Origin of the sequence: Okeania hirsuta, from assembly GCF_003838195.1 — a bacterium.
GTDB classification, from domain to species: domain Bacteria; phylum Cyanobacteriota; class Cyanobacteriia; order Cyanobacteriales; family Microcoleaceae; genus Okeania; species Okeania hirsuta.
Genome location: NZ_RCBY01000005.1, coordinates 11,728 through 34,776, shown reverse-complemented (window position 1 = coordinate 34,776; position 23,049 = coordinate 11,728). Strand labels below are relative to the sequence as shown.

Annotated in this window: 14 protein-coding genes; 7 read left to right on the top strand and 7 right to left on the bottom strand. The window is 34.9% G+C overall.

Features of this window, described 5'->3' with window-relative positions:
• Nucleotides 1–343: 343 nt before the first annotated feature.
• The 4 genes from D5R40_RS01645 to ispD all read right to left on the bottom strand — a co-directional run bounded on the left by D5R40_RS01645 (nt 344) and on the right by ispD (nt 6,129).
• Nucleotides 344–814, bottom strand: a complete 471-nt coding sequence (locus D5R40_RS01645; RefSeq protein ID WP_124144492.1) for a secondary thiamine-phosphate synthase enzyme YjbQ — start codon at nt 812–814, stop codon at nt 344–346.
• A gap of 243 nt (nt 815–1,057) precedes the next feature.
• Nucleotides 1,058–2,020 (bottom strand): NAD(P)-dependent alcohol dehydrogenase, encoded by a 963-nt coding sequence (locus D5R40_RS01640; protein WP_124144493.1) that lies wholly within the window; start codon nt 2,018–2,020, stop codon nt 1,058–1,060.
• Between the two features lie 1,193 nt (nt 2,021–3,213).
• Complete coding sequence (locus D5R40_RS01635) at nt 3,214–4,527, bottom strand: spore maturation protein (protein WP_124144494.1); 1,314 nt, start codon at nt 4,525–4,527, stop codon at nt 3,214–3,216.
• An 882-nt stretch (nt 4,528–5,409) separates the two neighbouring features.
• Entirely contained in the window at nt 5,410–6,129 is a 720-nt protein-coding gene (gene ispD, locus D5R40_RS01630) for a 2-C-methyl-D-erythritol 4-phosphate cytidylyltransferase (RefSeq protein ID WP_124144495.1), read from the bottom strand.
• A 150-nt stretch (nt 6,130–6,279) separates the two neighbouring features.
• On the opposite strand from ispD, the gene D5R40_RS01625 reads away from it, so the two are divergent.
• Entirely contained in the window at nt 6,280–7,245 is a 966-nt protein-coding gene (locus tag D5R40_RS01625) for a glycosyltransferase family 9 protein (protein WP_124144496.1), read from the top strand.
• Here the strand turns inward: D5R40_RS01625 and D5R40_RS41800 are convergent.
• From D5R40_RS41800 to D5R40_RS01615, 3 genes are all read right to left on the bottom strand, one after another.
• Nucleotides 7,216–7,704 (bottom strand): RNA-guided endonuclease InsQ/TnpB family protein, encoded by a 489-nt coding sequence (locus D5R40_RS41800; protein ID WP_338043165.1) that lies wholly within the window; start codon nt 7,702–7,704, stop codon nt 7,216–7,218. The two genes, D5R40_RS01625 and D5R40_RS41800, sit on opposite strands and share 30 nt — an antisense overlap.
• A 45-nt stretch (nt 7,705–7,749) precedes the next feature.
• Entirely contained in the window at nt 7,750–8,133 is a 384-nt protein-coding gene (locus tag D5R40_RS41795; RefSeq protein WP_338043163.1) for an RNA-guided endonuclease InsQ/TnpB family protein, read from the bottom strand.
• A gap of 101 nt (nt 8,134–8,234) precedes the next feature.
• Entirely contained in the window at nt 8,235–8,720 is a 486-nt protein-coding gene (locus D5R40_RS01615; protein ID WP_124144497.1) for a CRR6 family NdhI maturation factor, read from the bottom strand.
• Between the two features lie 456 nt (nt 8,721–9,176).
• Here D5R40_RS01615 and D5R40_RS01610 point away from each other — a divergent pair, with 456 nt between their 5' ends.
• The 6 genes from D5R40_RS01610 to recJ all read left to right on the top strand — a co-directional run bounded on the left by D5R40_RS01610 (nt 9,177) and on the right by recJ (nt 22,965).
• A complete protein-coding gene (locus D5R40_RS01610; protein ID WP_124144498.1) occupies nt 9,177–9,620 on the top strand; it encodes a Fur family transcriptional regulator in 444 nt (147 codons plus the stop codon).
• Nucleotides 9,621–10,123: 503 nt separating this feature from the next.
• Nucleotides 10,124–12,340, top strand: a complete 2,217-nt coding sequence (locus D5R40_RS01605) for a DUF3824 domain-containing protein (RefSeq protein ID WP_124154165.1) — start codon at nt 10,124–10,126, stop codon at nt 12,338–12,340.
• A 591-nt stretch (nt 12,341–12,931) separates the two neighbouring features.
• On the top strand, nt 12,932–14,731 hold the full coding sequence (locus D5R40_RS01600; protein ID WP_161564906.1) for a DUF3685 domain-containing protein: 1,800 nt from the start codon (nt 12,932–12,934) through the stop codon (nt 14,729–14,731).
• Between the two features lie 2,206 nt (nt 14,732–16,937).
• Nucleotides 16,938–17,759 (top strand): PD-(D/E)XK nuclease family protein, encoded by an 822-nt coding sequence (locus tag D5R40_RS01595; RefSeq protein WP_124154163.1) that lies wholly within the window; start codon nt 16,938–16,940, stop codon nt 17,757–17,759.
• Between the two features lie 652 nt (nt 17,760–18,411).
• Nucleotides 18,412–19,608 carry an ATP-binding response regulator gene (locus D5R40_RS01590; protein ID WP_240041528.1) on the top strand — a complete coding sequence of 399 codons (1,197 nt, stop codon included), beginning with the start codon at nt 18,412–18,414 and terminating at the stop codon, nt 19,606–19,608.
• Between the two features lie 975 nt (nt 19,609–20,583).
• Complete coding sequence (gene recJ, locus D5R40_RS01585; protein ID WP_124144503.1) at nt 20,584–22,965, top strand: single-stranded-DNA-specific exonuclease RecJ; 2,382 nt, start codon at nt 20,584–20,586, stop codon at nt 22,963–22,965.
• Nucleotides 22,966–23,049: the final 84 nt, after the last annotated feature.

Sequence of the window (23,049 nt, the reverse complement as noted above, 5' to 3'; positions counted from 1 at the left end):
TGAGCTATCAGCTATGAGCTATCAGCTATTAATTCATTGCCTTTATAGCAGGAGTTAGTATTGAGAGATTTAAAGAGAATTCAAAGTATTGGAAAAAACTAACCTTGACCTGAGCAGTGTATATTCATTATTTATGAAACAGCTAAAAGCTGACTGCGTTCTAGCTGTTTGCGCAGCATTCCGTAGGAAATGCTTACGTCAGGAGTTAGGGGGAATGTGGATTTAAACGAAGAAGTAGAAAAAATAATTTTCAGATATTTTTTAGCCCTTATTTACTCAAAGTCCTCACATTTTACAGAACTTTTTAAGATAGTGAAGTACAGTTAACATTTATCTCTCTTTCCTACTGCCTACTCCCTTCTCCCTTCTCCCTTCTCCCTTCTCCACTAACTTGTACTAATATATTTCGTTTTCTAGGTCCGTCTAATTCAAAAAATAATACTGACTGCCAAGTTCCTAAAGCTAATTTTCCATCCACAATAGGAATAACTTCATTATTATTTAAAGTCATTGCCATCAGATGAGAATGAGCATTAATAGGTTCATCGGGAGGAACATCTCGCAGGTGCAAATCATTATGGAGATATTTGTCAGACTCCGGCGCTAACTTTCTCAAATATACTTTTAGGTCTGTGATTAATCTTTCCTCATTTTCGTTAATAGCTAAAGCTGTAGTCGTGTGTCGAGAAAAGACAATTACTTGCCCATTTTTTATACCAGTCGCATTTAAGATATCAATAATTTGAGGAGTAAGATTGTATATTTCTATTCCGGGGGCAGTTTCTATTTCTAGAAATTCATTTTTTATCGACATAGCAATTTCTTACCTAATAATTAAGGTTTAAAGCCTCTCCTTTAAAGGAGAAAAGCGGTCGTTAGCGCAGCTTCCCGAAGGGTGGGATGGCGAGAAAACCTCGCTATATCCAACCTATCAAGAGAAGAAAAATTTTCCTTTTAGTCAATCCTATTCTTGAAAATAAGAGGTAATAATTAATTATTAATTATTAATTATTAATTATTAATTGTTGAACTTATCTATAGTAATTTTAGAAAAAAATTAGTCAACTAAACTCGTTTCTTCAGTTGTAATAGCAATTTTTCCTACAGCATGACCCATTTCACTATAAGCATGAGCTTCTGCTATTTCTTCTAGTTTATATGTACGACCAATAATTGATTTAACTAATCCATCTTCGATTAATTCTCGCAGAGCATTTAAGTCCCGGGGGTTTGATTGGGCAAGAATTAATTTAGATTTTTTACCAGGCACAAATAAGCTGAAGAAAGTAGGAGGTAAATTATCTACAGTTGGCAGAGTAGATATATAAATCCCCTGTGGTTTCAAGATATTTTCACAACTAGAAAAAGTTTCTTTACCCACAGCGTCAAAAATAATATCATACTGCTCTAATTCTTGAGTAAAATCAATTTGATTATAGTCAATAACCCGATTTGCTCCTAAACTTTCTACTAGGGTAATATTGTTACTACTACAAACACCTATTACTTCAGCTTTCATTGCTTTGGCAATTTGTACTGCAAAGATACCAACTCCACCAGAAGCACCATTAATTAATACTTTTTGTCCTGGTCTAATTTGACCTAAATCAAGTAATCCTTGAAAAGCAGTTAAACCTGCAACTGGAACTGTTGCTGCTTGAGAATGAGTCATATTTTTTGGTTTTAATGCCGCAGTATTTGCAGGTATAGCAATATATTCAGCATAAGCACCTCCTGTTAATGGATTAATAAATGTATAAATTTCATCTCCTGGTTCAAAACTTTCTACTTCTTCCCCTACTTCTAATACAACTCCAGATAAGTCAGAACCTAAAATAATAGGAAAGTTAAAACCTGATAATAATTGTAGTTGTCCTTGTCGAATTTTCCAATCGACAGGGTTAACACTTGTAGCGTGAATTTTTACTAATAATTGATTGGGTGTAATTTGAGGTTTGTCAATATCTGAATATTCCAAGACATCAATAGAACCATACTGATTAATAGTGACTGCTTTCATAGAATTTTTGTGTAAAATTAGGACTTGAATTAGAATACCAAGAATTTCCTTGTTTATCAAGGTATAAAATTGGAAATGAGGATGTACTGAAATTTCAGATGGAAGAATGAATCAAAGGAAATAATGGTAGAGATAGGTAGAAAATAGGATTTGATAGCAGCTAATTATATCCATCAGTTGATAATTCGTTTTTTGCAGCAAGAAGAAATCAAAAAAAGGGAAAAATAAATCAAGAGGAATAATTTAGATATGCAGATAGAAAATTTGCTGTTTGTAGAATTATAGTCATTTCAGTTGAGATTGACACCAGGTCTTCTTACCTTGAATTCCTTCCAGGCGAAACAGTATTTCATTGTTATCTAAAATTACTATATTTGTGAAAATTGCCATGATTTACTTCAGATAAAAAATCTGATATTTTTGATTTCTCTTTTTTTTCTTATAGCAGGGAACAGTGGGAAAAACATTTACCCTTATTCAGATCATCATCTACATAAGTCCTCAACAAATATGGTTTCCTACGGAATGCTGTGCAAATAGATAAGACCAAAACTCATAAATTATCGAACCATTAGAGTACCTCTTCAGATGACAGAACTGCCAAAAAAATTCTTAACTGAACAGAATTGCGTCCTAACCTACCTGTCTATTGCTATATTTCATAAATTGACATCTCCGATCATAAAAAATCCAATTAATTATCCTACAGAAATTATTAATTCTTTCCACCTACTCCCTACTACCTACTTCCTCTTTTATGGAGATGTCTAATATAAGATTGGAAATAAAATTTTAATTGATATTATTGCTTGTTTAATCATCAAAACATCATTCGACTAGAGTAGCTCTTTAGATGATATAACTGCCAAAAAAAATCCTTAACTGAACCGAATTGAGTCGTAACCTAGCTGTGTATTACTATATTTCATAAATAGACTATCTTCGATTATAAAAAATCCAATTAATTATCGTACAGAAATTATTAATTATTTTCACCTACTCCCTACTACCTACTTCCTCTTTTATGGAGATGTCTAATATAAGATTAGAAATAAAATTTCAATTGAAATTATCATTTTATTTTGGGTTTAATAACCCGCCGTCTACACGGTGTTGACAATTGGTTAGGGTTTGAGTCCCCATCCATTTTTTCTTCCTTCTTCCTTCTTCCTTCTTCAATGCTTGTTTAATCATCAAAACATCATCCGACAAACGACAAGAGAAGCTAAAATTCCTGCGACATCAGCACATAAAGCAGTAGGTAAAGCATATCTAGTTTTTTTAATTCCAACACTACCAAAATAAACAGCCAATACATAAAAAGTAGTCTCAGTAGAACCCTGCATAGTTGATACTAAATAAGAAAGAAAACTATGGGGTTCATTTGTCACTATTTCCGACATAATACCAAAAGCACCACTGCCAGATAAAGGTCTAATCAACGCCATAGGTAGTGCTTCAGTCGGCATTCCAATTAAATTAGTGATAGGCGATAAAATTACAGCAAAAATATCTAGAGCGCCACTTACTCTAAACATTCCAATAGCCACAAAAATTGCTACCATAAAAGGAATTATTCTGACGGCAACTTCAAATCCTGCTTTTGCTCCTTCCGTCATTTTTTCATAAACTTTAACTCCTCGAAAATAGCCAAAAAGTAGAAATGAACAAATTAATATTGGTAATAACCAATTAGACACACTCTCCAGAAAAGCAAAACTAAAAATATAGGTGATGCCTTTGAGATTTAAGCGATAAATTACTGCACCTAAAAAAGCACCGATTAAACTAGCAAAAATTAATTTTCCAATTTTGTTAGGTGGAGTTAATTCAGATATCTTTGTCTCGCCTTCTAATAAATCATTGCAATCTAAATCTGCTGACGAAATAGATTGATTTAAACTATAAATAGATTGCCGACGTGCGAAAAACTTTGCTGCGAAAATAGCCGTAATTGTAGAACAAAAAGTAGCAAAAATTGCAGGTAAAATAATATCTCCAGGGTTAGTAACACCAGCACTAGCTCGAACAGTTATTACACTAATAGGAATAATCGTAACTGAAGAAGTATTAATAGCTAAAAATAAACACATAGCATCTGTAGCAGTTCCCTTTTCCGGATTTAATTTATCCATTTCTACCATTGCTTTTAAACCCATTGGTGTCGCAGCATTTCCTAACCCTAAAGCATTAGCAGCTATATTCAAAATAATGGCAGACATTGCAGAGTGAGATGCAGGTATATCAGGAAAAAGTTTCACCATTACAGGACGAATTAAACGAGCAATTACAATCATTCCTCCTGCTGTTTCAACTACTTGAATTATGCCTAGCCATAATGCCATACTACCAATTAATCCAATGGCTAAAGTAACAGCATTTTTTACAGATTCAAACGATGCTTCAGTTATTTCTGTCATCCTACCGTTATATGCTGCTATAACTGTAGCTGAAACTATCATAAATAGCCAAAGACTATTAATTGGTGATACTTGTGATTTATTCATTTAACTTTTAGGGAGTAGGAAGTAGGGAGTAGGGAGTAGAATAGAAATAAAGATAGGTGTATTTCATTAGTCTGAGAAACGCTATAACTTCTAACTTTACCTAATAATTAAGGTTTAAAGCTTCTCCTTTAAAGGAGGAAAAATAAAAAAATTTTCTTAAGCGTCAATCCTCTTTTTTTCAAGGAGAGGTAATTGTTAATTATTAATTATTGAATACTAGCTTTTATCCCCAATAATTAAAGAGAAGAAGGAAGAAGTAAGAAGCAAGAAGGTTTTGGTTATCTAGGAGATAAGGAAAAATCTTCGTTGTCTGAGTTTTAAACTTATATGTCCACGCCCTTTGCTTCAACTACTATAAAAGATATTAGCTAAATCGAAGTATTACTTAGTAAATAATTATTTTTATAGCAGAAGAAAGAAGTCCTTTAGTTATCTAGGAGAAAAGAAAAAATCTTCGTTGTCTGAGTTTTAAGCTTATATATCCACGCCCTTTGCTTCGACTGCTATAAGATAAATTATCAATCTAATTAAATCAAAAATGAATCGAAAAAATATGTAGAAAATTAGGTAGTATTTGTCAGCATATTTTTTATCAAAATCATTTTCGTATGACCAAAAAATTAGGCTTATACCCTCACATTTTAAGGATATCAAAAATAAAATCCTGCATTCTCAAAGCTTATCTATTGCAGGAAGTATTGATAATTAATAGCTGAATTGACCGACAAATCACTACTTAGGATAAATGCACTTTTTTTCTTAGCTAATAAATAATTATAGTAGTTGAAGGAAAAGACGCAGATAGAGTAAAACCTGAGAACTCAGACAACATAAAATTTTTCCTTCTCTACTAGATAACTAAACATCTTTTATCCTAGATAACTAAACACCTTCTTCCTTCTTACTTCTTCCTTCTTCCTTCTTCAATGCTTCCGTCAAAATAAATTCTGCTACTCTTAAATCCACAGGAGTTGTCACCTTAAGATTAGTCTCCTCCCCCGCAACAACCTTTACAGGCAAACCACACTTTTCAAACAAAGCAGCATCATCAGTAACTTCCCAACCCAACTGACGCCCCTTTTCGTGACATTCTTTCAACAACTTCACCTCAAAACCTTGAGGTGTCTGAGCAGCCCATAAATTGCGACGATCTGGTGTATCCTGAATTAGACCCGACGAATCAACAACCTTAATCGTGTCCTTAACTGGCACAGCAGCAATTAAACCAGGACACTTAACAACCTCCTCCGCACACCGATCCAATAGTTCCGGAGTAGCCAAACACCTGGCCCCATCGTGAATTAACACCTGTTCCGCCTCCGGGGGCAAAGCCTGTAAACCCTTATAAACAGACTCCTGACGAGTCGATCCTCCCTCAATCAACTCTATAGACTTATTAGTAGACAAACCAGAAATCATCTTTTGAAAATCTGGAAAATCAACAGGCTGGCCAATAATACCAATCCAATTAATATAATGAGACTTGAAAGCAGCCTCAAGAGTCCAACTTAGCAAAGATTTACCCAATAGAGTCAGCAAAAGCTTGTTCCGTTGGCTTCCCATGCGTCGCCCCATACCAGCAGCAGGAATCAATAAATACATTTCATTTTGTGTTTTAGGTTTCTATTGAATAATTCAATATAGTGGATAGTGGTAAAAATTGAATGTCTACTAAAGAAATAATTCCCAATCAGAATCGTAAGATATGGTTGGTATTGTGTTCAACTAATAATTAAGCTAAATTCCTTAAATATGAGAATACTAGCCCTTGTCCCTGGTGGAATTGGCGACCAAATCTTATTCTTTCCTACTCTGGATGACCTGAAAAAATCTTATCCAGAATCTCAAATTGATGTAATTGTAGAACCTCGCTCAAAGGGTGCATACCGAGTTTGTAAGTCCGTACAGGATGTCCTCGCCTATGACTTCAAAGATGCCAATAGTCTCGCTGACTGGGGAAACTTGTTAGGTATTATGCGCGATCGCGAATACGAAGCAGTAATTTCTCTTGGACAACGTTGGACAGTTGGCCTTTTGTTGTGGTTAACAGGAATTCCTCAACGGGTAGGTTATGCAGGTAATGGGGCAATCTTTCTCACGAACCCTATACCCCTGAAAACTGAACAATATGCAGCTCAGATGTACCATGATTTATTGCAAGGAATGGATGTTGTAACACCTTTCCCTGGACTATCTATTAATGTACCTAAAGCAGATATTGATTGGGCAGAAGCTGAACAAAAACTTTTAGGAGTGTCCGAAAGTGGGTATGTTCTGATTCATGGCGGTTCTAGCGAACTAGCTCAGATTAAAGGTATTGATAAAATCTACCCTACCAATTATTGGCAGGAGATTATTACAGAACTACAGCAGAAGCAACCTAATTTACCAGTAGTGGTAGTCAAAGGTCCTGAAGATGGAACTTGGGTCAATGAAATTACTCGATTTTGTCCAGATGTTAAATTAGTGATGCCTGGGGATATAGGTAAATTAGCGGCTATTATCGCTGCTGCTAATTTAATGCTCTGTACTGATAGTGCTCCTATGCACTTAGCAGTTGCAGTTGGGACATATACTATTGCTTTATTTGGTCCAACTAACCCAGAAAAATTATTACCCAAGAGCGATCGGGTAATTGCGGTCAAATCTCCTACTGGTAAAATGAGCGATATTTCACCCCAAGATGTTTTAAATAAAATTTGGGGTGGAGAAGGGTGAAGTACCCGAGGCTAACCCTGAACGGGTATAGCACAAGCTTCTGACCTCACAGGGGAGTGCCTTAACCTCCGACTTGCGTCCTCGCATTGGTCTTACCTCCTTTCCATGAGTAGCAGTCCCAGTCCCTGAGACCAATAGCATTCTCATACCTTCTGCTCTGATATTGATTGCAGCATTGCCATCTCGATCGTGACGAGTTCCGCAGCTAGAACAAGTCCATTCACGGACATCTAGCGGCATCTCGTCAACTTGATCGTGACAATTACAACAGAGTTTAGAAGTGGGAAAGCATCTGTCAATCTCGACAAGCACTTTGCCTTCTTTTTCTAGGTTGTATGCCACAAAATTAACAAACATTCCCAACCCTACATCAGATATTGCTTTAGCTAGTTTGTGGTTCTTAACCATGTCCAGAAGGTGTAAACTTTCGACTACCATGACTTGGTTATTGTCAACCAGCTTTCTTGAAAGCTTATGTAAGTAGTCTTGACGGACATTACTAACTCACTCGTGAACTCTAGCTACCAGTTTCCTGGCTTTATTCCTGGAGTTACTCCCCTTCTGTTTCCTGGCTAATTTGCCTTGCTTTCTTGCCAAATTTAGTTCATGTCTTGCTAAATGCTTGGGGTTGTGGTGCTTGGATGTTTTGAACCCATCATGGACAATAGCAAAATTCTTGAGACCCAAGTCAATACCTGCTACTTTCCCCTCAGTACTTGGTGATGGCTTGTCAGCTTGTTGCTTACTCAACACTGAAGCAAAATACCTTCCTGATGGAGTCATGGTGATGGTCACTGTTTTGATTGTCCTGACGATCGGGCGATGTAATTTGGCTTTGACAATACCTACAGGTCCCGGAAATCTTAGGCCATCATCAATAATTTCCACCTTCTGAGGATATTGAATTGATCAGATCAGGGAAAAAGGTGGAAATTTGTCCCCATCTCCCCATCTCCCCATCTCCCCACACTCCTAGATCCCATAAGATATTAATCTTCTTCTGGAATTGAGCTAAAAAATTCTTCTGCTAAGTCGTAACCCAACATTTGAGACATGGACATTAATCTAGATTTGCTAGAAATACCTTGTTGGTGTAGCCATTTTCTTAAGACAAAAATTTTTTGCATCAGAAATATTTCTAATGCTTCTGGGTTATATTGCACACCTTCAGTGCGATGAAATTGGTGAGGTACAAGCATAGCAGTATAACGAGCTAATTCACCCTCTTTCCAGTTAAGCAAAAATGGCAACCAAGGATAAATACTGTCCAAACGAATAAACCATAAACGTACTTCTGGAATTTCTGAAAGTTCTCGTGGGTCTTGGGGGTCGCGATTATAGTTAATAGTAAAATTTAGCTGCTGTTCAGAAGAGGCGATCGCTCCTTCAGTCAGCAGTTGAGATATGACACTTTTAACTGGAGATACATCCAAGTTATGGAAGTGTTCGGTATTAAGGGCGATCGTAATTGCCATCTTTTAAGGTATAAATAATTGTCAATGTATTTTTATATAGCAGAAGGAAGAGGGAAGAAGGAAGAGGGAAGAAGGAAGAAGGCGTTTAGTTATCTAGGAGAGAAGGAAAAATTTTGCGTTGTCTAAGTTTTCAGCTTTTTATCTGTCAAATACAGTAATAGCGACTGCTATAGCAATAGACAGGTAGGGCGTGAACTTAGCACGGGATCAAGATGCTCCCACTGTTCCTGTCACAAACATTGCCGGACAATGTACGACCACCACCAAAACGGGACAGTTAGGACTTACGCTGATGATGAACCGAAGTTTTTCCCACTACTCCCTACTCCCTACTGGCTATTCTCTGATATAATAACTACCCTATAATTTAGCCCGATAGCAAAACTGATGGTTGATACGTTTCAGTGCGAATTGCTATAGAATAATTTGCAATTGATTTGGAGAAAGGTTGGCGCTGTGAAACAAATTTACTCATTAGAAGATGCTCTAAATTATTGTAAGGCTAAGGGAATGCGCCTGAGTCGTCAGCGTCGATATATACTAGAAATTTTGTGGCAAGAGAAAAAACATCTATCAGCTAGAGAAATTTACCATCGATTAAATCTCCAAGGTAAGGAAATTGGTCACACTTCTGTATATCAAAATCTTGAATTTCTATCAAAAGAGGGAATTATTGAATGTATTGAACGTGCTGATGCTTGCTTATATGGCCATAAAAGCGAATCTCACTCTCATATTAACTGCTTGGATACGGGACAAATTATGGATATTTATGTAGAATTGCCTCAAGAGTTGCTTGAGCAAATTGAAACACAGATAGGAGTTAAAATTACTGACTATCGTATAGACTTTTATGGTCACTACAGTCATAATTTTGGCAGTAGAACGATAAAAGATTAGAAAATAAAAGGCTATTTGACTCAGAAGTATCAGTAAATTAATTAGAATAGACCTAATTCTCATCAGCCATAAAGTTAAGCATCATTTATAATAAACATCTACTGCCTCTGAACCAGTCCAAAAAATTAAAAATTCAGTTTAAAGCTACTCACCTAAATTATTTTCAGGTTATCCAATAGTTAAGAAAATGCCCAGATAAAAGATTAAATAAATTTACTAAAATCAAGACTTTTGGCTGAGGTTAGGTTAAATGAAAAATTTAGTCAATGTGCTGAAATATATAAGATATATATACAATAAAATTTTCGATACTATATGTTAGCTTGAGCTAAGAAACCTTTAATATTTAATATTTCTAGGTCAAGCTCAAGCCTAAAGTTAAAATTTTCCTTCGGAGGGATGAAAAACATTCTAGGTAATGAAAAAACCTAAATATAATATTAGTTGAAAAAATAATCTTAACCTACTTAACAGTTAGTACAATTAGCACAGTAAACTTTACTATGTCATCAGAAAATATTTCCCAACAAAAAAAATTGGCGGTTTCCCATAACTATTCTAAAAATGGAGAAAATGGCTATAGTAGTAGTTCCCTAATCAAAAAAGAATTAGCAGATCCTATTACTTATACCTCACAAACTTTAGATCGAGAGCTAAACAATACCTCAGAAGTTAAACCAGAAAAAAATTCCCAAATATCAACAGCTCCAAAACCAAATAGAAAACCAAAAACTTATTGGGGATGGCAGCTAATATGGTGGAGTGTTGCAGCAGGCTTTGGAATAACAGGTGGTGCAGCACTTCTATGGTTACTGGTTAACCCACCCCAACCAAACTGCCAACAAATTTCTCCATTATCAGCAGATGGAGAACGACTATATTGTGCCCACAAAGCTGCTGAGTCACGGAACCTAGAACAGTTGGAAACAGCTCTGGCGTTAGTAGAAAATTGGCCAGAAGAACATCCTCTCTATCAACTAGGTCAGCAAATGACAGGAGAATGGACAAAATTAATTATTTCTGTTGCTAATCAAAAAATTAGAGAGGGTAACTTACAAGCAGCTCTAGATACAGTAGCGAAAATTCCTAAAAGCAGTCCAGCTTATTCTAGGGTAGAAGAGGCAGTAGCAGGTTGGAAAAAACAATGGGCAGAAGGTCAATCTCTTTATGAGGAGGCTGAAAAAGCCATCAAAGCTATAGACTGGAAAAAAGCCTCCGCTTACTCCCTAGCAATGTCAAAACTAGATAATGTTCACTGGCAAAGTATTAAATTTAGAGAAATATTAGAGCGCATAGCCTTGGAAAAAAAAGGTTGGCAAATCTTAAAAGATGCTCGCTATCTAATTTATGAGGAAACAGCAAATGAGTATGGAGAAGCGATCGCTCTGGCCAGAAAAATAGACCAAAACCTCTACATTCGAGACAGAGCGGAAGAAGATATTCAAAAGTGGAGTCGTAGTTTAATCGAAATAGCAACTAAACGTATAGAAGAAAAAGATCTCAAAGGAGCAATTGCGGCCATTGAATACATTCCTTCAGACTATAAACTGAAAAAAGAGGGCAAAGAGTTAATTTTACTCGGCCATGCTAAAGCAGCAACATGGAATCAATCTATAGAAGGCTCTCAAGTGGGTAATATAGTAGTCCTAGTAGAAGGAAAAGCCGCAGCAGCTCAAATTACTTCCAATAGTCCCTATTATCAACAAGCCCAAACTCAAATTCAACGGCTGCAAAAACAGTTAGATGACCTAGCTCATATTCAGCTAGCTAAAGCGATCGCCAGTGTGGGTCAACCTGCAACATTAAAGTTAGCTATAGACCAAGCTAAAATGGTGGGCCTAGAACAACCAAAGCGAATTCAGGCCCAAACTTTAATTGCTAAATGGCGCAAAGACCTTCTGAAGATAGAAGACCAACCTTATGTCCTCTTAGCGAAACAGTTAGCGAAACAAGAAACTGTCGATAGTTATAATTCAGCGATTAAACAAGCTAGTTATGTTGCTTTGGAGCGTCCCTTGAGAATACAAGCTCAGACTCTAATAGCTGAGTGGAATAAACGAGTACAAATTATTGAAGATTCACCATTATTAGCAGAAGCTAGAGTCTTAGCAAAAGAAGGAAAGCTTGGACAAGCTATTGATGTGGCGTATGAAATAGAAAGTGGTCGTGCTTTGTACGAAGAAGCTCAGGATGAAATTTATAAGTGGAGTACAGAGCTACAAATTGCCCAAGACAGGCCAATTCTCAATCAAGCTTATGGTCTAGCCGAGCAAGGCCGTCTTACTGCTGCGATTAATACAGCTTATCAAATTGGCTATGGTCGCGCTCTCTATTATGAAGCTCAAGGTGCTATCTCTAAATGGGCATCTGAACGAGATGCTATATGGGCAGAACAACAGGCGGAAGAAGCTCGCAGACGGCGACAGTACCAACCAGCTCCAGCGCCTAGTCCGCAATATTATTCACCAGCACCTAGTCCGCAATATTATTCACCAGCACCTAGTCCGCAATATTATTCACCAGCACCTAGTCCGCAATATTATTCACCAGCACCTAGTCCGCAATATTATTCACCAGCACCTAGTCCGCAATATTATTCACCAGCACCTAGTCCACAATATTATTCACCAGCTCCACAGAGGGCTTATTCACCAGCACCAGCTCCAGCACCAGCTCCAGCACCAGCTTCAAGTTCAGATGCATATTTACTGCAAGAATAATCAGCCAATCAATATTTATCAGTTAGACATTTAAACTCAAAAAAAGAGTTTCCGCTAGAGGGGAAGCAGAAGCAGAGAAAATTTTATCTAGCCTAAATGTGTAAGTTCTGGTATGTGTAGAAATATCTTTTTAAGTCGGCTTTGCTGAACAAAGTATGAACTCTGGAGTAGAAAGTTAATCAAGATTCATTTAAATCAACAAAAATAGAGATAATTTTATCTCTAAAGATTATATCTAGTATCAGGCAAGGGGGCTTTTAGTAGAGTTGTCGCTAAATAAAGGGAAAAAATCACTCTAACCTAGACAGAGCAATAATTCCCAGCATTTTTGCCATCCAATAACTACAATCCTTACAGAACAAGGTTTTTGGGGAATTTTTAAGTTATAAAGCGACAAGTCTAGTATTTATATTTATACTGACTACTAAAAGTCATAATTTTACTTAGTAGTGCAGGATGGCGGAAATAACTGACCAGTTACAAAATCCTCAAACAATTCCAAATCAAAAATGATTGACTTTTAAATGCATGACTTTTAACTTCCGCATAGCGGCAGTAGTGCCCTTAAATATCTCAATTCCAAATCAATTTATGAATGGAGAATCAGCATTACAATTGCTGCTCATTGATAACGATCCTATCTTTCGGATGGGGTTAAAATTTTCCTGCGAGCAGTTTTCAGACATAGAAATATTAGGTGAAGCAGAGGTAGGAGCAGAAGCGATAAAAGTTATTGAAAATTTGATAACACAAGAAAAGAAATTTGTAATAATTTTAGACATAGATACCCAGAATTTGTCTGCTAAAACTACACAAGATTTAAACATCTCTGGAATTGAATTTTGTCAACAGCTAAAAACTTCATATCCTCAATTACCAATCTTATTATTAACATCCTTACAAGAAAGTGCATTATTAATTTTAATGCAAGAATTAGGTGTTAATGGATACTGCCCTAAAGGAATCAGTATTTCTGAGTTAGTAACTATTATTCAAAAAGTTGCAAATGGTGAGTATTATTGGGAAAATAGTTCTCTAGATGTGCCAGAAAATTATGGCAAAGTGACAACTTCAAATCTAAAAGTTCAAGCAGCAAACTTTTTCAAAACTCTTCGTTACAATGTTTGCAAGTCGGGACTAAAACAGATAGATTTGTCTCTTGCAAAAATTAATTCTCAACTAGATGAAAGTGTAAAAAAATTAGACCGAAAGAATTTAACTTCTGTACTTTTTAATGTAGCAATTAACTCTGGGCAACGTCGAGAATTGCTAACAGCTAGGTGGATTATTAATCAACTATTACCTAGTTCTTTTAATCCTCTTGTACCAATAAAAAATTCAGAAGTTATTTCTCCGACTCCTACTGAAGAAATAAATATAAAAACAGCATTATTTGAAGTAACAATCGCTAAATTAAATTCTAATTTAATTAATCTTAGTAGATTACCAATGGAAACTGATATCTTGCGAACTACTAAGAAGCAAGAACTAATATGTATAGCTTTATGTAAATTTGAAGATATTCTTGATGAACTGCGTATTACTCCTATTTTGCGGGAAGAAATACCACAAAAAAGAAATGAGATTGTCAGCAAATTGTGGGAAGTTACAACCCAAGTTTTTTTTAGTAAATACTATCAAGTAGAAATAAGTAGTAGAACAATGACACTCAATTCTTTTGCAGAAAAAATTAGAGTAGAAGTGATACCAGTCTTATTAAATGATGTAGAGAATGTGCATAATTTTATTCTGAATAAGATTCCTTTAGTTGAAGAATTAATAGCGTATTTATTATTTGAAGTTCCTTTAGTAGTCGATAATAAATCTTGTGCTGTAGGTACTCCTGAAGCTATGCAATTTTCTGAAGCTCTATTGCAAAATTTATTAATTTCAATTGCTAATGCTGTGATGTACCCTTTACTAAATAATTTTGCCGATGTTGAAGAAATTAAAGAAGATTTTTATAGTCGGCAGTTATTATCAACACGAGATATTGAAAAATTCCGTAATAGTTTATCTTGGAGATATCGTATAGAAGAATATGTAGGGGAACCAAAAGCGATTTTTGAGAGTAATTTTTCTTTGTTTGTTTTGAATGAAACTGGCATTAAAAAAATGGCTATTTATTCACCCCGCAGACATGAATTAGCAAAACTTTCAGGTATTCCACTTACCGTAACATTACTTCTAGAAACTCGTGATGCAATAGCTCCTGGTGTTCGTGCAACTGTTTCTTTTATTGGTAGTGGAATTGTGTATTTACTCACTCAAGTAGTTGGACGTGGTATTGGTTTAATTGGGAGAGGTATTTTTCAGGGTCTTGGTAATTCTTTTCAAGATGCTAAACTCGGCAGAAACAATAATAGAGAAGAAACAGGAAGAAATAACTAAGAAATGTAGAAAGGTAAGGAAGAGGGAAGAGGGAAGAGGGAAGAAGGCTTAAGAGCAAGAAAAAAACTTAAATTTCCTGTAGATATTCACCCTTGAGTTGACAAAAATTATACTAAGGGATTACAAGGTAAGGAAGAAGGAAGAGGGAAGAGGGAAGAAGGCTTAAGAGCAAGAAAAAACTTAAATTTCCTGTAGATATTCACCCTTGAGTTGACAAAAATTATACTAAGGGATTACTTCGTGCTTTCTGAGTCCTGATATCAAATACGGTAGCATCAGGGTTATTCAATATTATTAAGATAAGAGTCTATATTGTAGGGGCGTTTTGCTCCGCAACATATAAAGCAGAGAGCTTGTACGTTAGCAAGTGGCCATTCGCCCCTACGCATTGTATGATGATCGACAGAATTATATTAGGGTTTGCTGAAAAAGTCTTTTGGTAGGGGTAGTAGTCAGGAGGACCGAGTCAGAAGTCAGGAGGAATGGGAAATTTAGAGGAGGTAGTCGGATATATTTATCCCTTGATTTTTTTGCAATTATTCTGCCTTTTATCCTAACTTTTTGGTTGCTCAAGCTGAAAAAGTTGCACTTTTTTTCCTTCTAAAAAGGCTAAAACCTTTATTTGTCAATGCTTTGATATTTGATCGGTAAGGCCTATATTACTCCGAAGCCAACGGATTTAATATGAGTTGTGAGTCGCGCGTAGAGCTATAGTAATTGGGAGAAAGGAGAAAGGAAGGATGAGAGTAGGAAAAAATCTTGGAATATTCCAGCATTTTATCTCTGCATTAAATCGAAGTAGATCGACAAAACAGAAATCATATTGCAATCAAATCATTTTATTTAGCTTCTAGGCAGAGCCAAATTCTTAATTCCAAAATACACTAAATTTTACTTTTGAGCAATCAAGGCTGTATTGTTTATCTATCAAGATTTTCAGCTTTTTCTAGAGGGGTAGGAAATAGAGGTGCGATAACTACGTTTAGCTGCGCTATCGCTTCTTTTTTTGCCCTAAATTACACCCTAAAAAGGGATGTTGAACTAATTTTGCTAATTTGATTTTAAATAACTAATGTTTAATTTAATTTTTGATAAATTTTAATTATTTGAGTATTTGTAGCTACTTATCCAAGACATAGACAAGTTTAAATAAGTCAAAATAATAGTAATTATAAATAATGCTCATACTTGTATCTGGATTTTTTTCCTGATTGACAAAGAAGTTAGTGGGACTTATTCCATTTCTCAAAAACTTTTCAACCCATATCTTGAGCAGGGGAGTGGGGGAGTGGGGTAGAAGTAAACATAATAATAATTAAAAAAGCGATCAGCACTCAGCACTCAGCAAGATCATTTTTCTAAAGTTTATCAGGGGATTTCAACCCCTCCTAAACAATCCTGGGCAACAGTTGCAGGGGACTTTGACCCAGAGTTCTAAAAGCTGATAGCTAGTGCCACTACGCGGAAGTTAAAAGTCTAGTATTTAAAAGTCAATCATTTTTGATTTGTAATTGTTTTAGGATTTTGTAACTGGTCAGTTATTTCCGCTATCCTGCACTAGTTGATATAGCAATTACCAAGAAGCGTGAGGTACAAAATTCGTTTGTTTTAGACATCTCCAGAAAATAGGGAATAGGGAGTAGGGAGTAGGGGGAAATAATTGATGATTTATGTATGATAATTGATTTGATTTTTGATTATTGGAGATGTCTTTTAGGCAACAGCTCATCTGGCAATAGGCAACAGGCAATAGTTAAGTAAAGATAAGAGTGTACCTCACTCTTACTGAGAAACCCTATATCATTTCCAGATAATTAATAGATATAGTCATTCCAGTTAAGATTGAGACAAGGGTTTCTTACCTTGAAAGAGTTTCAGCTAAAAAAGTGTTCCAGTCTTATTCAGAATGACTATATCTCCAGAAAATAAACTTGCCCTTTTTTTAACATCAGCTAGAGTTGTAAAATTCACTTCCCTAAATCATTTTTCGTACCTTTTTCCTAAAAATCTCTTCCCTGTTGCCTTTCGGAGCTGTTGCCTACTATGCGCAAAAAGTCTATATCTTTTTCACGCCTATGTCTAATGACAAAAAAACTTTCTCCTCTTTATACCTGAAAACTTTCTATTCTTTCTTCCTAATTCCTAATTTCTAACTCCTGACTTCTGACTCCTTCCTATAACTATTCAACCGGACATAATATTACTAATGGCAAAATATAGACTCTCTCAACAACACCTGAATCTACTTACAACTTGCCCCCGTAAATTTCAACATCTCTATCTTGATAATCTGAGCGTACCAACAACACCAGCACAACAAGAAAGACTAAATTGGGGTAGTCAGTTTCACTTATTAATGCAGCAAAGAGAACTAGGATTACCAATAGAATCTTTAATGTTAGAAAATCAAGAAATGCAGTACTGTTTTGAAATTTTTTTTCAAGCAGCACCAGAAATATTAAATCCTGAAACTCAAGATAATATAATTTTACGTCAAGCTGAACATAGTCTTAGTATTAATTTTAATGATTATATATTGACGGTTATTTATGATTTATTGATTGCCGATATTCAACAAGCACAAATTTTTGATTGGAAAACTTATAGCTTTCCTCAAAATCAAACAAAGTTAGCTCAAAATTGGCAAACACGCTTATATCTTTACACTCTAGTTGAAACTAGCAAATATTTGCCAGATGCAGTTTCGATGACCTATTGGTTTATCGAACCAAAAAGTCAAAAGTTACCTGCTAAACTAAAATTTTCTTATAATCAACAGGCACACAAAAAAACTGAGCGAGATTTAAAGCAAATATTATATCGATTAAATGATTGGTTAAAAAATTATCAGGAAAAGGGTGAAGAATTTCCTCAAGTTCAGAAGATTGAACATTGTCATTCTTGTCAATTTACTACTCGCTGTCAGAATTTTTTAGAAGTTCAGGACAAAGAAGTAGATGTTCAGTCTACATTTGCTTCTGCTGACTTAATATTAAGTATAGATAGTATTCCAGAAATATCAATTTAGCTGAAAATTATTGAATTAAATTCTAGGTACAATTCCATAGAAATAATACCAAATCCGGTTATTAAAAACATTTTATAGGATGTAAGATTCAAACCTCTCCTCATCTCCCCTACAACTTGTCTCTCCATCTACATCAAAGGATGCTTTATAAACAGGATTTAGTATGAGCTTAAAAATTGCTCCAGTCACTATAGAAATTATTTTTTGGTAAAATATAATAGTTATTACTATATTTAGTCAGACACTCCCTGTATAGCTCTAATTTTGAATTTGGTATAAAATAAGTAAAAAAGAAAGCAATGCTTCTGGAGAAGTTTAACATTTAATAGAAAAAAAAGACTTTATTATTATCTCAAAATCAAAAAGTTTGTGTGTAAGTGATACCTAAGTCATACTCATTGTAACTTATTGCAGCTTTTGTCAATTGAATGAGAGATTGGGTGAAAATTTGGGACTTTAGGAAAAAGGGCTTGAACAGAGAGTAATAGTTAAAGTTTACTCCTTTGTAGTTCACCTTAAGTCAACACAAAAAGTATCATTCGATGTATAAGATACTTCACTCCACCTGCATAAGAAGCTTGATAATATTTATGATTATTTATTATCAGTAATTTATAAATTTAAAAGTAATCGGCTTATTAGTTAAAATATTATGTCATCAAAAATACTTGTTGTAGATGATGAGCCTGATTTTGAATCGCTGATCGTCCGTAACTTTAGAAAAAAAATCAAACAAAAAGAACTAGAGTTTATTTTTGCTAGAAATGGTGTAGAAGCATTAGAAATATTGTCAGAAGAATTGAAGATAGATATCGTATTAACTGATATTAATATGCCTTTAATGGATGGATTAACTTTATTAGATAATATTCAAGATAAATATCCTGATATTAAAGCAGTAATTATTTCTGCTTATGACGATATGGAAAAAATTAGGTCGGCAATGAATAGAGGTGCTTTTGATTTCTTGACTAAACCTATAGATTTTGAAGATTTAGAAATTACGATCAAAAAAACATTAGAAAATGTTAGACAACTCAAAGAAAATAAACGTTTAAAACAAGAAAAAGATGAAGCACAAGCAGCAAACCGAGCAAAAAGTGTGTTTCTAGCAAATATGAGTCATGAATTACGAACACCATTAAACGCGATTATTGGCTATAGTGAAATTTTATTAGAAGATGCTCGGGATTTAGGTTATGAAGACTTTGTTCACGACCTTGATAATATTCATACTGCGGGAAGACATTTATTAACAATAATAAATGATATTCTCGACCTTTCAAAAATTGAAGCAGGTAAAATGGATGTCCACTTGGAAAGTTTCAAGATAATGGCATTAATTGAAAATGTCGTAGCTACTATTCAACCATTAATTGAGCAAAATAGTAATACATTAGAAATTATCTGCGAAGATCATCAGGAATTAATAGTAGCTGACCCTAATAAAATGCGCCAAGTGATTTTAAATCTTCTGAGCAATGCAGCGAAGTTTACAGAAAATGGCAACATTAGTTTGAAGGTTAAAATTATTAGCAATGATGAATATTGTACTGTTCAAAGTGAGGAATTGACCCCTAAGAAAATGTTGATTTTAAGTGTTGCTGATACTGGTATAGGTATATCAGAAAATCAAATGAATGTTTTATTTAAACCATTTACTCAAGCTGATAATTCAACTACACGGAAATATGGAGGTACTGGTTTGGGTTTAGTTATTAGTCGTCACTTTTGTAAAATGATGGGTGGGGATATTGGTGTAGTGAGTGAAGTTAATAAAGGTTCAATATTTACTGTCAAAGTTCCTTTTATCAAAGAACAATTTATCGACGAAGAATTATTTTATTGAAGAAGGTATTCAACAATTAATAATTAATAATTAATAATTAATAATTATTAATTATTATCTCTCCTTGAAAAGAAGAGGATTGACCCGAAGTATTTTTTTTATTCTCTTTCTCGATTGGAGATGGCGACGATAATCCGTCATCCCACCCTTCGGGAAGCTGCGCTAACGACCGCTTTTTATCTCCTTAAAATAGAGGCTTTAGACCACAATTTTCATGTAAAAATAGTGTTTTTTTACCCAGATTTTTCAGTACTAAGATGAAATACGAAAAATAAAATAACGCTAAAGTTACTTCACAAAAAATTAAAGTTGAGCAAGATAATAAAAGAGCAATTTTATATTAAATACAAGTAATTATGCCATCTTCCCATCAACCAATATCTGTAACAAATATCAGGGCTATTTCTAGAGTTGTTTCATTCTAAACTGTGCCATTTTATGTATTGACTAAACAACATTATTTCAATATTTAGGGAATTTATCTTTCCCTGTCTGAAAAGCAATAAATTAATTGCCAAAATCTAGAATGAAATGACCCTGGATCTATTTCATACAAGTATTTATATCATGTCTATTTAAATAACCCCAATAAAAAATTTAGGGAGTAGGGAGTAGAGAGTAGGGAAGAAGGAGAAATTTGTTTACCCAGCATTCGGACTGAAAAAATATTCCCTCTTAAGAGAAGAACATTTTTATTATGGCTAATTAATGAGACTTGATATTAGATGAATTTTTTTCATCTACTACCTAAAACCTACCACCTAATATTAAATCTGGTTGAATACTTATTATATAGTTGGCAGAGGTGGGGAGATGGGGAGATGGTCTGATTTAATATTGAATATTGAAGTGTGGATAGAATTATAAACATATACTTTATAACCAGATTCTATATAAAATCTAACACCTAAAACCTACCACCTAATACCTGACAAAGAACGGCAGTATAGTGACGATAAATTAAATTTATTAAAGATGTCTGAAACCAGAAATTATTGGCAAATTTATGCCTCCGATAATCCGCCAAATTCATTTGTTGAGATTATCAAAAATTATGCACCAAAATTATCAATAAAATATCTACCACAATTATTATGGCACCGTGGAATTAAAGATACTCAAAAATTAGCAGGTTTTTTAGACCCAAAACAATATCAACCCACTAATCCCTTTGAATTTGGCATCGAAATTAACAAAGCTATAGAAAGAATTATTGATGCTAAAAACAATCAAGAAAAAATTGCTATCTGGGGAGACTTTGATGCTGATGGTATTACCTCAACATCTGTACTTTGGGATGGATTAGGAGATTTTTTTCAGAAAAATCATCAATTAACTTATTACATTCCTAACAGATTTACAGAATCTCATGGTTTAAATATTCCTGGAATTGAACAGTTAGCAAAAAAAAATTATAGCTTAATAATTACCTGCGATACAGGTAGTACAAATATTGCCGAAATAGAATATGCAAATAACCAGGGAATAGACATAATTGTCACCGACCATCACACTCTACCCCCTCAACGTCCGCCCTTATTAGCTATTATTAATCCTCGTTATTTATCCCCCTCTCATCCCCTATATAATCTCTCCGGAGTTGGAGTAGCTTATAAATTAATAGAAGCACTTTATTTAACTCATCCAGAAATACCTAAACTACCCTTAAAAGAATTATTAGATTTAGTAGCCATTGGTTTAATTGCCGATCTAGTTCAACTAACAGAAGAAAGTCGATATTTAGCACAAATAGGAATTGAAAAATTAAGTACACAACTCCACAAAACCACCAGACCAGGAGTCGCCAAACTATTAGAATTATGTAAAAAAACAGGCGATCGCCCCACAGATATTTCCTTTGGTATTGGACCTCGAATTAACGCTGTAAGTAGAATCATCGGAGATGCCAGCTTTTGTGTAGAATTACTCACCAGTCGTGACCCCCAAAATTGTCAAAAACTCGCCATAGAAACCGAACTGGCCAACTCTAGGCGCAAATCCCTACAAAAAGAAGTAGTTCGAGACGTTACCCAAAAATTGACCAAACTAGACCTTTCTACCACTAACGTCATAGTTCTCACAGACCCTCAATGGCCTGTAGGTGTGTTAGGATTAGTAGCAGGTCAAATAGCTCAAGAATACAACCGTCCCACTATTTTGTTGACCGAGGAAACTGAGGCGGTCAAAAACTCTGAGGAACCATTATTAGCTCGTGGTTCCGCTCGTTCCTTTGGTCAAATAGACCTATACCAGTTAGTTAAAAATCAAGAACATTTATTACATAGGTTTGGAGGCCATCCTTTTGCTGCTGGCCTAAGCTTGCCAGTAGAAAATATCCCCATATTTACAGATGCTATTAATCAATTATTAGGACAAACATTAGGAACGACCGTTAACCAGACTTCAACAATAGAAGTAGATTTAATTGTGACTGTCTCTGAGTTGGGTAGAGATTTATTTCAAGAACTTAAACTTTTAGAACCCTGTGGAATGGGCAACCCTGTTCCTAAACTTTTAGTCCAAAATTGTAGGTTTAGTAATGTTTGGCACAGAAATCAAAAAGATTTAAACGGAAAAAAAGTTCAATATATCAAAACAGATTTTGAAATTTGGGATGAGTCTGGGGAGGAAGGGTTCCCTGGTGTTTGGTGGGGTCATTATAAAGATGAAATTCCTGAAGAAAAATGTGATGCTTTGGTAGAGTTAGACTTCAATGCCTATAAAAAACGTTATGAAGTTAGACTTATTGCCGTACAACCATCGCTCCAAAATACCCAGTTAAAAACATCAAATCTTGTAGATTGGATTTGGGACTGGCGTAATAGTCAGAGAATCGGTAATCTAGAAGAAATAAGAATTAATAGCCAAAAAGATTTTATTCTTCTCAAAGAATGTCCCACTAGCTGGAACGATTTACGAGTCTGGTTTCGGCGAGCAATAAATCAACAAAAGAAATTAGCGATCGCCTACTCACAACCTCCTATTGTCCCTCCGACAGATATCTGGCAACAACTTTTGGGTATTTCTAAATATCTCAGTCGTACAGCTAAACCTGTCACCCGTTATCAACTCCTAAAAAAATTAGGTATTGGTGATACTACTCTCAAATTAGGTTTTCAAGTATTACAATATTTATGTTTTAATGTCAAGTATAAAGACCAAGCATTTTACATAACTCAAAATCAAATCAAAAACCAAAAATCAGAAACTCAATCCCAAATAATCGGAAAATTCCTAGCAGCAATATCAGAAGAACAATTTCGGCAAAAATACTTCTGTGAAGTACCATTAAAAACAATAGAAGCGATCGCAGCTCAGACAATCTTAGAAGATACTACGATCTCTATTCCCTTTTAGTGCCGCTACGCGGAAGTCAAAAGTCAGCGGAAGTCAAAACTCAAAAGTCAAAAGCGAGTGTGTAATTCTGAGGGGACCTCAGAA